Origin of the sequence: Pseudomonas sp. BIGb0558, assembly GCF_024807515.1 — a bacterium.
Lineage (GTDB): Bacteria > Pseudomonadota > Gammaproteobacteria > Pseudomonadales > Pseudomonadaceae > Aquipseudomonas > Aquipseudomonas yamanorum_A.
Genome location: NZ_JANUEW010000060.1, coordinates 14088 through 27227, shown reverse-complemented (window position 1 = coordinate 27227; position 13140 = coordinate 14088). Strand labels below are relative to the sequence as shown.

At 62.8% G+C, this 13140-nt stretch carries 11 protein-coding genes; all 11 read left to right on the top strand.

The genetic code is table 11. From position 1 onward, the window contains the following. Positions 1-238 precede the first annotated feature (238 nt). The 11 genes from M2400_RS32015 to M2400_RS31965 all read left to right on the top strand — a co-directional run bounded on the left by M2400_RS32015 (position 239) and on the right by M2400_RS31965 (position 13121). The gene (locus M2400_RS32015) at positions 239-1861 is read left to right on the top strand and encodes a methyl-accepting chemotaxis protein (RefSeq protein ID WP_259201214.1); all 1623 of its coding nucleotides are present in this window, start codon (positions 239-241) and stop codon (positions 1859-1861) included. Beyond that, positions 1861-2373 carry a chemotaxis protein CheW gene (locus M2400_RS32010; protein ID WP_177122153.1) on the top strand — a complete coding sequence of 171 codons (513 nt, stop codon included), beginning with the start codon at positions 1861-1863 and terminating at the stop codon, positions 2371-2373. Before M2400_RS32015 ends, M2400_RS32010 begins: the two co-directional genes overlap by 1 nt. Continuing rightward, positions 2373-3635 carry a protein-glutamate O-methyltransferase CheR gene (locus M2400_RS32005; RefSeq protein ID WP_259201213.1) on the top strand — a complete coding sequence of 421 codons (1263 nt, stop codon included), beginning with the start codon at positions 2373-2375 and terminating at the stop codon, positions 3633-3635. The genes M2400_RS32010 and M2400_RS32005 overlap by 1 nt, the downstream gene beginning before the upstream one ends. After that, the gene (locus M2400_RS32000) at positions 3632-4318 is read left to right on the top strand and encodes a chemotaxis protein CheW (RefSeq protein ID WP_177115540.1); all 687 of its coding nucleotides are present in this window, start codon (positions 3632-3634) and stop codon (positions 4316-4318) included. Before M2400_RS32005 ends, M2400_RS32000 begins: the two co-directional genes overlap by 4 nt. After that, entirely contained in the window at positions 4315-6606 is a 2292-nt protein-coding gene (locus M2400_RS31995) for a hybrid sensor histidine kinase/response regulator (protein ID WP_259201212.1), read from the top strand. Before M2400_RS32000 ends, M2400_RS31995 begins: the two co-directional genes overlap by 4 nt. Continuing rightward, entirely contained in the window at positions 6603-7613 is a 1011-nt protein-coding gene (locus tag M2400_RS31990; RefSeq protein ID WP_259201211.1) for a chemotaxis response regulator protein-glutamate methylesterase, read from the top strand. The genes M2400_RS31995 and M2400_RS31990 overlap by 4 nt, the downstream gene beginning before the upstream one ends. 51 nt (positions 7614-7664) lie before the next feature. After that, positions 7665-8666: a diguanylate cyclase gene (locus tag M2400_RS31985; protein ID WP_177047405.1), complete on the top strand. Its 1002-nt coding sequence runs from the start codon at positions 7665-7667 to the stop codon at positions 8664-8666. A 271-nt stretch (positions 8667-8937) separates the two neighbouring features. Next, positions 8938-10033, top strand: a protein-coding gene (prfB, locus tag M2400_RS31980; protein ID WP_177047404.1) for a peptide chain release factor 2 whose coding sequence is annotated in 2 segments (ribosomal slippage) — positions 8938-9009 and positions 9011-10033 — 1095 coding nt in all. Because the reading frame shifts where the segments join, the coding sequence is not laid out codon by codon here. Between the two features lie 77 nt (positions 10034-10110). Further along, entirely contained in the window at positions 10111-11610 is a 1500-nt protein-coding gene (lysS, locus tag M2400_RS31975; RefSeq protein WP_177047403.1) for a lysine--tRNA ligase, read from the top strand. Between the two features lie 109 nt (positions 11611-11719). Beyond that, positions 11720-12436, top strand: a complete 717-nt coding sequence (locus M2400_RS31970) for a TetR/AcrR family transcriptional regulator (protein WP_177047402.1) — start codon at positions 11720-11722, stop codon at positions 12434-12436. A 136-nt stretch (positions 12437-12572) separates the two neighbouring features. After that, positions 12573-13121, top strand: a complete 549-nt coding sequence (locus M2400_RS31965) for a hypothetical protein (protein WP_177047401.1) — start codon at positions 12573-12575, stop codon at positions 13119-13121. Positions 13122-13140: the final 19 nt, after the last annotated feature.

The window sequence follows — 13140 nt, the reverse complement described above, 5'->3', positions numbered from 1 at the left end:
CCGAGCATTAGCGAGGTGCCGAGTGGTGGGGCAAGAGCGTTTTGCTTACTTTTGCGCTTTTCAAAAGTGAGCCGCTGTAAGAGCGGAACCAATAGCGGCCGTTACCGCAGCAACGGATATGCCCCCCCTCCCGAAAAGCTTTTCACCCCGAGCCCCCCCGATCCCACAACCCGTTGATTAATGATGCCACCCGCTCAGCTATACTCCCCTCCATTTGAATGGCCCTCGAGGAATTACTGTGAAGAACTGGACCTTGCGCCAACGGATTTTGGCGAGCTTTGCGGTCATCATCGCGATCATGCTGCTGATGGTAGTGGTCTCGTACTCACGCCTGCTGAAGATCGAACTCAGCGAAGAATCGGTCCGCGACGACGCAGTCCCCGGGGTGTACCTGAGCTCGATGATCCGCAGCGCCTGGGTCGACAGCTACCTGCAGACCCTCGACATCATCGGCCTGCGGGAAGACAAGGGCCTCACCGACGCCGACAAGGCCGACTTCAAGTCTTTCGAAGCCCGCATCCTCACCCAGATGGCCAATTACAAAGCAACCATCAACGGCGACGACGATCAGGCCGAGTTCGATAAATTCGAAGCCCTGCACCAGTCCTACAACAAGGCCCTGTTTGGCGTCCTCGACCACCTGCAGAACCGCGACGTGGCCGGCGCCCGTAAGCTGTTCGACGCCGAGCTGACCCCGACCTGGACCGCAGGCCGCATGAAGCTCAACGACATCATCACCGAAAACAAAAACGTCGCCGACCGCGCCACCAATGCCATCGACGACGCGGTGTCCGCTGCAAAAATCAGCATGGGTGTCTCGCTGATCCTCGCGATCCTGGCCGCCGGCCTCTGCGGCCTGCTGCTGATGCGCGCGATCATGGCGCCGATGAAACGCATCGTCGATATCCTCGAAACCATGCGCACCGGTGACTTGAGCAAGCGCCTGAACCTGGAACGCAAAGACGAATTCGGCGCAGTGGAAACCGGCTTCAACGACATGATGACCGAGCTCACCGCCCTGGTGTCCCAGGCCCAGCGCTCCTCGGTACAGGTCACCACTTCGGTCACCGAGATTGCCGCCACCTCCAAGCAGCAACAGGCCACCGCCACTGAAACGGCCGCGACAACCACCGAGATCGGCGCCACTTCCCGGGAGATCGCTGCCACGTCCAAGGACTTGGTCCGCACCATGACCGAAGTGTCCACCGCCGCCGATCAGGCATCGGTGGCCGCCGGTTCCGGCCAGCAAGGCCTGGCCCGCATGGAAGAAACCATGCATTCGGTGATGGGCGCCGCCGACCTGGTGAACGCCAAGCTGGCGATCCTCAATGAGAAGGCCGGCAACATCAACCAGGTGGTGGTCACCATCGTCAAGGTGGCCGACCAGACCAACCTGCTGTCCCTCAACGCCGCCATCGAGGCCGAGAAAGCCGGTGAGTACGGCCGCGGATTTGCCGTGGTGGCCACCGAAGTGCGGCGCCTGGCTGACCAGACCGCCGTGGCCACTTACGACATCGAGCAGATGGTGCGCGAGATCCAGTCGGCGGTGTCGGCCGGGGTGATGGGCATGGACAAGTTCTCTGAAGAAGTGCGCCGCGGCATGTTCGAAGTGCAGCAGGTGGGCGAGCAGCTGTCGCAGATCATCCATCAGGTGCAGGCGCTGGCGCCGCGGGTGTTGATGGTCAACGAGGGCATGCAGGCCCAGGCCACCGGCGCCGAGCAGATCAACCATGCGCTGGTGCAGTTGGGCGATGCCAGCAGCCAGACCGTGGAGTCTTTGCGCCAGGCCAGCTTTGCCATCGATGAGCTGAGCCAGGTCGCGGTCGGCCTGCGCAGCGGCGTGTCGCGTTTCAAAGTCTGATGAGCGACCTCGCGGCTAAACGCGGTGCCGTTGCGGCAGTGAAAAAAGCGCTGTTCCTGGTGTTTCACATCGGCAACGAACGGTATGCCCTCAAGGCCACGGAAGTGGCTGAGGTGCTGCCGCGTCTGCCGCTCAAGCCCATCGCCCATGCACCTGTCTGGGTCGCGGGGATTTTTGCCCATCGCGGGGCGATGGTGCCGGTGATCGACCTCAGTGCCCTGACCTTCGGCACACCGGCCCAGGCCCGCACCAGCACGCGCCTGGTGCTGGTCAACTATCAGCCCGATGTACTCGTCCCGGCACGTTGGCTGGGGCTGATCCTTGAGCAAGCCACTGACACCCTGCGGTGTGATCCTGCGCAGTTCCAGCCTTATGGCCTGGACAACCGCCAGGCACCGTACCTGGGCCCGGTGCGTGAAGACGAGCGCGGGCTGATGCAGTGGATCGGCGTGGCCGACCTGTTGACCGCCGACGTGCAGGCGCTGCTGTTTGCCGCTGGCGAGGAGGGTTGATGAGCAGCGATCAACGCTTTTTCGACTTCCTTAAGGAACGCATCGGCTTGGACGTGGCCTCGGTGGGCGAAGCGATCATCGAGCGCGCCGTGCGCCAGCGCAGCCTGGCCCTCAACGCGCAGACGGCAGATGAATACTGGCGGCAGTTGGTGGCCTCGGCGGATGAACAGCAAGCGCTGATCGAAGCAGTGATCGTCCCCGAAACCTGGTTTTTCCGTTATCCCGAATCCTTCGCCACCCTGGCCCGGCTTGCCGTGGCCCGCCTGGCCGAAATCAAGCACATGCGCGCCCTGCGGATCCTCAGCCTGCCATGTTCCACCGGCGAAGAACCCTATTCGATTGCCATGGCCTTGCTCGACGCCGGGCTGGCGCCGCATCAGTTCAAGGTGCAGGGCATGGACGTCAGCCCGCTGTCGGTTGAGCGCGCCCGGCGTGGGGTGTACGGCAAGAATTCATTTCGCGGCCAGGACATCGAGTTCCGCGAGCGCCACTTCAATGAGCAAAGCGATGGCTACTGCATTGCCGAGCGGGTGCGTGAGCAAGTGCGCCTGCAAGTGGGGAACCTGCTGGACCCCAGGCTGCTGGCCAACGAGCCTGCCTACGATTTTGTGTTCTGCCGCAACCTGCTGATCTACTTCGACCAGCCGACCCAGAAGCAGGTGTTTGAAGTGCTCAAGGGCCTGACCCACGTCGACGGCGTGCTGTTTATCGGGCCTGCCGAAGGCAGCCTGCTGGGGCGCCTGGGCATGCGTTCGATTGGGGTGCCGCAGTCGTTTGCCTTCAGTCGTCATGCCGAACCTGCGCCTGAACCGGTGTTTGTGCCGATGCCCGCGCCGATCCCCCAGCGCAGTGCCGCGCCTATTCCGACCCGGCCCCGGCCGTTCAGCACGGTCGGCGCCCAAGTGGTGCCGATCAAGCCGCCGCCCCCACAGTCGGACGCCGCCGATCTGCTCAGCCAGATCGCGACCCTGGCCAATGAAGGCAAAAGCCTGGAAGCCCGTGCGGCCTGTGAGCGTTATTTACACAGCCACCCGCCGGCAGCCCAGGTGTTTTACTGGCTGGGCCTGCTCAGCGATGTGGCCGGTAGCGCCCTGGAAGCCCAGGGCTATTATCGAAAAGCCTTGTACCTGGAACCGCAGCACCCGCAGGCCTTGATGCACCTGGCTGCGTTGCTCGAGTCCCAGGGCGATGTCGCCGGCGCCCGCCGTTTGCAGGCCCGTGCCGCGCGCAGCGAGCGCGCTGACAGTGAGCGTAAATCATGACCCTGGATCCCGCGCTGAACCTGACCCTGGCCGACACCCAGGCCATCGACGACTGCTGGAACCGCATCGGCATCCACGGTGACAAGTCTTGCCCGCTGCTGGCCGAACACATCCACTGCCGCAATTGCTCTGTGTATTCCGCCGCCGCCACGCGCCTGCTCGACCGCTACGCCTTGCAGCAGGACGATCACCGGCCGGTGGCGACGCCGGACGTCGAGGGCGATGTCGCCACCCGTTCGCTGCTGATGTTCCGGCTCGGCGAAGAGTGGCTGGGCATCGCCACCCGTTGCCTGGTGGAAGTGGCGCCGTTGCAGCCGATCCATTCCCTGCCGCACCAGCGCTCCCGCGCGTTATTGGGTGTGGCCAACGTGCGTGGCGCGCTGGTGGCGTGCCTGTCCCTGGTGGAATTGCTCGGGCTGGACAGCGCCAGCAATGGCCCAAGTGGCGGGCGAATCATGCCGCGCATGCTGATTATCGCGGCGCTGGACGGCCCGGTGGTGGTGCCGGTGGATGAAGTGGACGGCATCCATGCCATTGATGAACGCACCTTGAACGCGGCGTCCGCCTCCGGCACCCAGGCCAGCGCCCGCTACACCCAAGGCGTGTTGCAGTGGAAAGGCCGCAGCCTGCGCTGGCTGGACGAGGCGCAATTGTTGTCTGCCGTGACCCGGAGCCTCACATGACCCCCGACCAGATGCGCGACGCCTCGCTGCTGGAGCTGTTCAGCCTGGAAGCCGACGCCCAGACCCAGGTGCTCAGCGCCGGCCTTCTGGCCCTGGAGCGCAACCCGACCCAGGCCGATCAGCTCGAAGCCTGCATGCGCGCCGCCCATTCCCTGAAGGGCGCGGCGCGGATTGTCGGGGTGGACGCCGGTGTCAGCGTCGCCCACGTGATGGAAGATTGCCTGGTCAGCGCCCAGGAAAGCCGGCTGTACCTGCTGCCGGAGCATATCGACGCACTGCTGCAAGGCACCGATTTGCTGATGCGCATCGCCACGCCGGGCAACACCGTGGGCCCGACGGACATTGAAGCCTATGTGGCGCTGATGGAGCGTTTGCTCGACCCGTCGCAGAAAATCGCGCCGCCCGCTGCGCCACCGCCAGCACCTGCGCCAGAACCTGAAGTGTCGATGGAAGCGCTGCTGACCTTGCCGCCGGAGCCCGAACCCGCGCCGCCGGTCAGCGCGGAGCTGCCACGCCAGAACAAGCGCATGACCGAAGGCGGCGAGCGTGTACTGCGGGTCACCGCCGAGCGCTTGAACAGCCTGTTGGACCTGTCCAGCAAATCCCTGGTGGAAACCCAGCGGCTCAAGCCCTACCTCGCCAGTCTGCAGCGCCTCAAGCGCATCCAGAGCAACAGCGCCCGCGCCCTGGAAAACCTCGACGGCCACCTCAAGACCGTCGACCTGAGCCTGGAAGCCCAGGAAGCCCTGGCCGACACCCGCCGTTTGCTGAGCGAAGCCCAGGCGTTGCTCGCGGAAAAGACCGCTGAGATCGATGAGTTCGGCTGGCAGGCCGGGCAGCGCGCCCAGGTCTTGTATGACACCGCCCTGGCGTGCCGCATGCGTCCGTTTGCCGACGTATTGGCCGGCCAGGTGCGCATGGTGCGTGACCTGGGCCGCAGCCTCGGTAAACAGGTACGCCTGGAAATCGAAGGCGAAAAAACCCAGGTCGACCGCGACGTGCTGGAAAAGCTCGAAGCGCCGCTGACCCATTTACTGCGCAATGCCGTCGACCACGGCATTGAAATGCCCGAGCAGCGGCTGCTGGCGGGCAAACCGGCGGAAGGCTTGATCCGCCTGCGGGCATCGCACCAGGCCGGGTTGCTGGTGCTGGAGTTGAGCGACGACGGCAACGGTGTCGACCTTGAGCGCCTGCGCGGCACCATCGTCGACCGGCATTTGTCGCCGGTGGAAACCGCCCTGCGCCTGAGCGAAGAGGAGTTGCTGACGTTCCTGTTCCTGCCGGGTTTCAGCCTGCGGGACAAGGTCACCGAGGTCTCCGGGCGCGGTGTGGGCCTGGACGCGGTGCAGCATATGGTGCGCCAGTTGCGCGGTGCGGTGGTGCTGGAGCAGACGGCGGGGCAGGGCAGCCGTTTCCATCTGGAAGTGCCGTTGACCCTGTCGGTGGTGCGCAGCCTGGTGGTGGAAGTGGGCGAAGAGGCCTACGCCTTCCCGCTGGCCCACATCGAGCGTATGTGCGACCTGGAGCCCGACGACATCGTGCAACTGGAAGGCCGCCAGCATTTCTGGCACGAAGGCCGGCATGTCGGGCTGGTGGCCGCCAGCCAATTGCTGCAGCGCCCGCCGGGGCAGGGCAATCAGGAAACCCTCAAGGTCGTGGTGATCCGCGAGCGCGACGCGGTCTACGGGATTGCCGTGGAGCGTTTTATCGGCGAGCGCACGCTGGTGGTGCTGCCCCTGGATGACCGGCTGGGCAAGGTCCAGGACATCTCCGCCGGGGCCTTGCTCGATGACGGCTCGGTGGTGTTGATCGTCGATGTTGAAGACATGCTGCGTTCGGTGGACAAACTGCTGAATACCGGTCGTCTGGAGCGCATCGCCCGACGTACCCAGCAAACCCTGGAAGCTCCGCGCAAGCGTATTCTGGTGGTGGATGACTCACTGACCGTGCGTGAGCTGCAACGCAAATTGTTACTTAATCGCGGTTATGAAGTGGCCGTGGCGGTCGATGGCATGGATGGCTGGAACGCGCTGCGCTCCGAAGACTTCGACCTGTTGATCACTGACATTGATATGCCTCGCATGGACGGTATTGAATTGGTCACACTCTTGCGCCGAGATACTCGCCTGCAATCGCTGCCGGTGATGGTTGTTTCCTACAAGGATCGTGAAGAAGACCGCCGCCGTGGGCTGGACGCCGGCGCCGACTATTATCTGGCCAAGGCCAGCTTCCATGACGACGCGCTGTTGGATGCGGTAGTGGAGCTGATTGGAGGCGCCCGGGCATGAGGATCGCGATCGTCAATGACATGCCCATGGCCGTGGAGGCCTTGCGCCGGGCGCTGAGTCTCGAGCCGGCCCATGAAGTGGTGTGGGTGGCCAACAACGGCCTGGAGGCGGTGCAGCGTTGCGCCGAATTCACCCCCGACCTGATTCTGATGGACCTCATCATGCCGGTAATGGATGGTGTGGAAGCCACCCGGCAGATCATGGCCGAGAGCCCGTGCGCCATTCTGATCGTGACCGTCGACCGTCAGGCCAATGTCAGTCGGGTGTTCGAAGCCATGGGCCATGGCGCCCTGGACGTGGTCGACACGCCCGCGCTGGGCGTGGGTAATCCCAAGGACGCCGCTGCGCCGCTGCTGCGCAAGATCCTCAATATCGGCTGGCTGATTGGTCAGCGCGGCAACCGCGTGCGGGCCGAGCCGGCGCCCCAGCGAGCCATGGGCAAACGCCAGAGCCTGGTGGCCATCGGTTCGTCTGCCGGTGGGCCGGCTGCCCTGGAATCCCTGCTCAAGGGCTTGCCCCGGGACTTTTCGCCGGCCATTGTGCTGGTGCAGCATGTGGACCAGGTGTTCGCCGCGGGCATGGCCGAATGGCTGAGCAGTGCCTCGGGCCTGCCGGTGCGCCTGGCCCGGGAAGGCGAGCCGCCACAAAGCGGCGTGGTGCTGTTGGCCGGCACCAATCATCACATTCGCCTGCTGAAGAACGGCACGCTGGCCTACACCGCCGAGCCCGTGAACGAGATTTACCGGCCGTCCATCGACGTGTTTTTCGAGAGCGTCGCCAGTTACTGGAGCGGCGATGCCGTCGGCGTGCTGCTGACCGGCATGGGCCGTGACGGCGCCCAGGGACTTAAAACGATGCGTCAGCAAGGCTACCTGACCATCGCGCAGGACCAGCAAAGCTGTGCCGTTTACGGCATGCCCAAAGCGGCAGCGGCGATCGACGCGGCTGTTGAAATTCGCCCATTGGACAGAATTGCGCCACGATTGCTGGAAGTGTTCGCAAAATGACCGATATCACACGCTGTCCTGGCCTGCAGGTAGTAATTCAGGTGACTGCAAATGAATGATTTACAGCTCGACGACTTCAAGACCGACGAAAATGCCGCCATGGTGCTGCTCGTCGACGACCAGGCCATGATCGGCGAAGCCGTGCGCCGGGGCCTGGCCCATGAAGACAATATCGACTTCCATTTTTGCGCCGACCCGCACCAGGCCATTGCCCAGGCGGTGCGTATCAAGCCGACGGTGATCCTGCAGGACCTGGTGATGCCGGGCCTCGACGGCCTGACCCTGGTGCGCGAATACCGCAATCACCCGGCGACCCAGAACATCCCGATCATCGTGCTTTCCACCAAGGAAGATCCGCTGATCAAGAGCGCGGCCTTTGCCGCCGGGGCCAACGATTACCTGGTCAAGCTGCCGGATAACATCGAACTGGTGGCGCGCATCCGTTACCACTCGCGCTCCTACATGACCCTGTTGCAGCGGGACGCAGCGTATCGCGCACTGCGGGTCAGCCAGCAGCAGTTGCTGGACACCAACCTGGTGCTGCAACGGCTGATGAACTCCGACGGCCTGACCGGGCTGTCCAATCGCCGGCATTTCGACGAATACCTGGAGCTGGAGTGGCGCCGTGCCATGCGTGACCAGACCCAGCTGTCGCTGTTGATGATCGACGTGGACTTCTTCAAGACCTACAACGACAGCTTCGGCCACCTGGAAGGCGACGAGGCCCTGCGCAAGGTGGCCGCGACCATTCGTGATGCCAGCAGCCGCCCTTCGGACCTGCCGGCGCGTTACGGCGGTGAAGAGTTTGCCCTGGTGCTGCCGAACACCTCGCCAGGCGGGGCACGGTTGGTGGCCGAGAAGCTGCGCCAGGCGGTGGCGGCGCTGAAAATTCCGCACATCAGCCCGGCTGAAGGGGCTAGCCTGACCATCAGCATCGGCCTGTCGACGATGACCCCGGTGCAGGGCACCGATTGCCGGCAGTTGATCTCGGCGGCGGACAAGGGCTTGTACCTGGCCAAGCACAATGGGCGCAATCAGGTGGGTATCGAGTAACGACGGCAAGGCTTGCTGTGGCGAGGGAGCTTGCTCCCGCTGGGCTGCGAAGCAGCCCCAAACCATCAACCGGGCATTGCCTGACACACCACAGTGACATTACAAGGGTCTGCTGCGCAGCCCAGCGGGAGCAAGCTCCCTCGCCACAGGGGCTCTTGAACGCGTATTTGCGGATGCGACCCCGCCTTTTCGGCCAAGCGGACTGCCGTTATCAGCCGTTTGTCGTTATACTCGTCGGCTTTCAAAAGTTCGCCAACGAGTGCTGCCCGCCATGGAAATCAACCCGATCCTTAACACCATCAAGGACCTGTCCGAGCGCTCCGAAACTATTCGGGGGTATCTTTGACTACGATCAAAAGCATGAGCGTCTGACCGAAGTCAATCGCGAGCTTGAAGATCCGGCTGTCTGGAACAAACCTGAATACGCCCAGGAACTGGGCCGCGAGCGCGCTGCGCTGGCGCAGATCGTCGAGACCCTCGACGAGTTGAACACCGGTCTGGGCGATTGCCGCGACCTGCTGGACATGGCCGTCGAGGAAGACGACGAAGGCGCAGTGGGCGATGTCGTCGCCGAGCTGGCCCGTCTCGAGGAAAACCTCGCCAAGCTAGAATTCCGCCGCATGTTCAGCCACGAAATGGACCCGAACAACGCCTACCTGGACATCCAGGCCGGCTCCGGCGGCACCGAGGCCCAGGACTGGGCCAACATCCTGTTGCGCATGTACCTGCGCTGGGCTGACAAGCGCGGTTTCGACGCGACCATCATGGAGCTGTCGGCCGGTGAAGTCGCCGGCATCAAGGGCGCGACCGTGCACATCAAGGGCGAATACGCCTTTGGCTGGCTGCGTACCGAGATCGGCGTGCACCGCCTGGTGCGCAAGAGCCCGTTCGACTCCGGCAACCGTCGTCACACCTCGTTCTGCGCGGTGTTCGTCTCGCCAGAGATCGACGACAAGGTGGAAATCGAGATCAACCCGGCAGACCTGCGCATCGACACCTACCGTTCCTCCGGTGCCGGTGGCCAGCACGTAAACACCACCGACTCGGCCGTACGGATTACCCACGTACCGACCAACACCGTGGTCAGCTGCCAGAACGAACGTTCCCAGCACGCGAACAAGGACACCGCCATGAAAATGCTGCGGGCCAAGTTGTACGAGCAGGAAATGCAGAAGCGCAACGCGGCTTCCCAGGCGCTGGAAGACACCAAGTCGGATATCGGCTGGGGTCATCAGATCCGTTCGTACGTGCTCGATGCGTCGCGGATCAAGGATCTGCGCACTAACATCGAACGCAGCGACTGCGACAAGGTGCTCGACGGTGATATCGACGAATACCTGGAAGCCAGCCTGAAATCGGGCCTGTAAAAAGACTGTAGGAGCCGGCTTGCCGGCGATCCCCGGCCGCAGGTCGGGGACAACGAACCTGATGGAAAATTAAAGACATGAGCGACCAACAACTCGACCAGGCCCTGCAACAGGAAGAAAACTCCCTGATCGCCCTGCGCAAGGAAAAGCTTGCTGCCGAGCGCGCCAAGGGTAATGCCTTCCCGAACGACTTCCGCCGCGAAAACTACTGCGATGCCTTGCAGAAACAGTACGCGGACAAGACCAAGGAAGAGCTGGCAGAGGCTGCAATCCCGGTCAAGGTTGCCGGTCGCATCATGCTCAACCGTGGCTCGTTCATGGTGATCCAGGACATGACCGGTCGCATCCAGGTCTACGTCAACCGTAAAACCCTGTCTGAAGAAACCCTGGCCTCGGTGAAAACCTGGGACATGGGCGACATCATTGCAGCCGAAGGCACCCTGGCCCGTTCCGGCAAGGGCGACCTGTACGTCGAAATGACCAGCGTGCGCCTGCTGACCAAATCCCTGCGCCCGCTGCCGGACAAGCACCACGGCCTGACCGACACCGAACAGCGCTATCGCCAGCGCTACGTTGACCTGATCGTCAACGAAGAAGTGCGCCAGACCTTCCGCGTGCGTTCGCAGGTTATCGCGCACATCCGCAGCTTCCTGATGAAGCGTGACTTCCTGGAAGTGGAAACGCCGATGCTGCAAACCATCCCGGGCGGCGCTGCGGCCAAGCCGTTTGAAACCCACCACAACGCGCTGGACATGGAAATGTTCCTGCGTATCGCGCCTGAGCTGTACCTCAAGCGCCTGGTGGTTGGCGGCTTCGAGAAAGTGTTCGAGATCAACCGCAACTTCCGTAACGAAGGCGTCTCGACCCGTCACAACCCTGAATTCACCATGTTGGAGTTCTACCAGGCCTACGCCGACTACGAAGACAACATGGACCTCACCGAAGAACTGTTCCGCGAGCTGGCGCAGCTTGTTCTCGGGACTACCGACGTGCCGTACGGCGACAAGGTATTCCACTTCGGCGAGCCGTTCGTACGTCTGTCGGTGTTCGACTCGATCCTCAAGTACAACCCTGAGCTGACCGCCGACGACCTGAACGACATCGACAAGGCTCGCGCCATCGCCAAGAAAGCCGGCGCCAAGGTGCTGGGCTTCGAAGGCCTGGGCAAATTGCAGGTGATGATTTTCGAAGAGCTGGTGGAGCACAAGCTGGAACAGCCGCACTTCATTACCCAGTACCCGTTCGAAGTGTCGCCGCTGGCTCGTCGCAACGATGACAACCCGAACGTCACCGACCGCTTCGAGCTGTTCATTGGCGGCCGCGAAATCGCCAACGCCTACTCCGAGTTGAATGACGCGGAAGACCAGGCCGAGCGCTTCATGGCCCAGGTGGCCGACAAGGACGCCGGCGACGACGAGGCGATGCACTACGACGCCGACTTCGTTCGCGCCCTGGAATACGGCATGCCGCCAACGGCCGGTGAAGGCATCGGCATCGACCGGTTGGTGATGTTGTTGACCAACTCGCCGTCGATCCGCGATGTGATCTTGTTCCCGCACATGCGGCCACAAGCGTAACCGTAGCGAAATCCGAAGCCGCCTTTTATAAGGCGGCTTTTTTATGTGGCCTGCACAAGCGTCAAGCTTACAGCGCCAGGTTTTCATTGATGTGAGAGGAAGATCCGTCGTGAACCGCGTAATGGCTCAAAAGGGTGCTGCCGGCATTGCCGCTGCCGTGGCTGAAAGTGTTCAGTACCAGGGCCGCAAGGCCAGTCGCCGGGGCAGTGAGCAACGCAGGCAGGACATTCTCGATGCGGCGATGCGCATCGTGGTGCGCGAAGGCGTGCGCGCCGTGCGTCACCGCGCGGTGGCGGCGGAGGCCGGGGTGCCGTTGTCGGCCACCACCTATTACTTCAAGGACATCGATGACCTGCTTACCGACACCTTCGCCCAATACGTGGAGCGCAGCGCGGCGTTCATGGGCAAGCTGTGGGTGCGCAACGAAGGCCTGCTGCGGGAGATGGTCGCTTACGGCGACGGCAGCCCGCAGTCGCGCTCGCAACTGGCCGATGACATCGCGCGCCTGACCGCCGACTACGTGCAACGCCAATTGCTCAACCGTCGTGAGCACCTGATGGCCGAGCAGGCGTTTCGCCAGGAGGCGCTGCTGAACCCGCGCCTGGCGGAGTTGGTGCGCTCTCACCAGCAAATCCTGCTGCAGGGCACTTGCCAGTTTTTCCAGGTATTGGGTTCCCGTGAGCCGCAACAGGATGCCAAAGTGTTGACGGCGATTATCGGTCGGATGGAATATCAGGGCCTGCTGGGCGGTGCAGAGCCTCTGACCAGCGACGAAATGCTTGAGATCCTCAAGCGTTACATGCATTTAGTGTTGGCTTCGGTATAACTGTTCCGGGTGCGATGAAGCTCAAATGTGGGAGCTGGCTTGCCTGCGATAGCATCGCCTCGGCTCAACTGGCAGACCGAGTTGCCCGCATCGCAGGCAAGCCAGCTCCCACAAAAAACATCCAAGGGAGTGTCCAATGAAAGCCTGGCGTGTCGTTGTGATCGCCTTGTCGTTCCTGTTGCTCAGCGGTTGCCTGGTGACCTTCAAGGACCCGCTGCCCGCCAGCGAGGCGGCGCCGGATGCCCTGTTGGGCAAATGGGCCAGCAAAAATGCCTGGGGTGAGCCCCTCAACCTGCAAATCAGCCGCGTGGGTGAGCACCGCTACAAAGCCGTGAGCTACCCTAAGGCCAAGCCGGGCCAGCTTGATGAATACCTGTTCACGGTTTCCCGCCATGGCAGCCGCTGGTACTTGTCGGCACCGTTGCCGGCCAGGTTCGGCGGGCATTATTTCCTCGCCGGGTTCGAATTGAATGATGAACACGAACTGGTGGTCTACAACCTCGATCTGGATCAGGTCCACCAGGCCATCGGCCAGAAGGTCTTGAGCGGCAGCACCGTTGAAACCGTCGAAGGCGACGGTGTGCGGGTCGACAGTTCCATGGCCCGGGTATTTGCCTACCTGGATGACCCGGCCAATGCCGACGTGTTCGTCGAAGCCGTGCGCTACCAGCGTGCGGGAAAATAACGTTTAAAGAGGAAGCTCC

Excerpts from the sequence above, each read along its gene's own strand:
- M2400_RS31985 (WP_177047405.1), top strand. The coding sequence starts at position 7,665 with ATGAATGATTTACAGCTCGACGACTTCAAGACCGACGAAAATGCCGCC.
- M2400_RS32005 (WP_259201213.1), top strand. The coding sequence starts at position 2,373 with ATGAGCAGCGATCAACGCTTTTTCGACTTCCTTAAGGAACGCATCGGC.
- M2400_RS32010 (WP_177122153.1), top strand. The coding sequence starts at position 1,861 with ATGAGCGACCTCGCGGCTAAACGCGGTGCCGTTGCGGCAGTGAAAAAA.
- lysS (WP_177047403.1), top strand. The coding sequence starts at position 10,111 with ATGAGCGACCAACAACTCGACCAGGCCCTGCAACAGGAAGAAAACTCC.
- M2400_RS31990 (WP_259201211.1), top strand. The coding sequence starts at position 6,603 with ATGAGGATCGCGATCGTCAATGACATGCCCATGGCCGTGGAGGCCTTG.
- M2400_RS31995 (WP_259201212.1), top strand. The coding sequence starts at position 4,315 with ATGACCCCCGACCAGATGCGCGACGCCTCGCTGCTGGAGCTGTTCAGC.
- M2400_RS32000 (WP_177115540.1), top strand. The coding sequence starts at position 3,632 with ATGACCCTGGATCCCGCGCTGAACCTGACCCTGGCCGACACCCAGGCC.
- M2400_RS31965 (WP_177047401.1), top strand. The coding sequence starts at position 12,573 with ATGAAAGCCTGGCGTGTCGTTGTGATCGCCTTGTCGTTCCTGTTGCTC.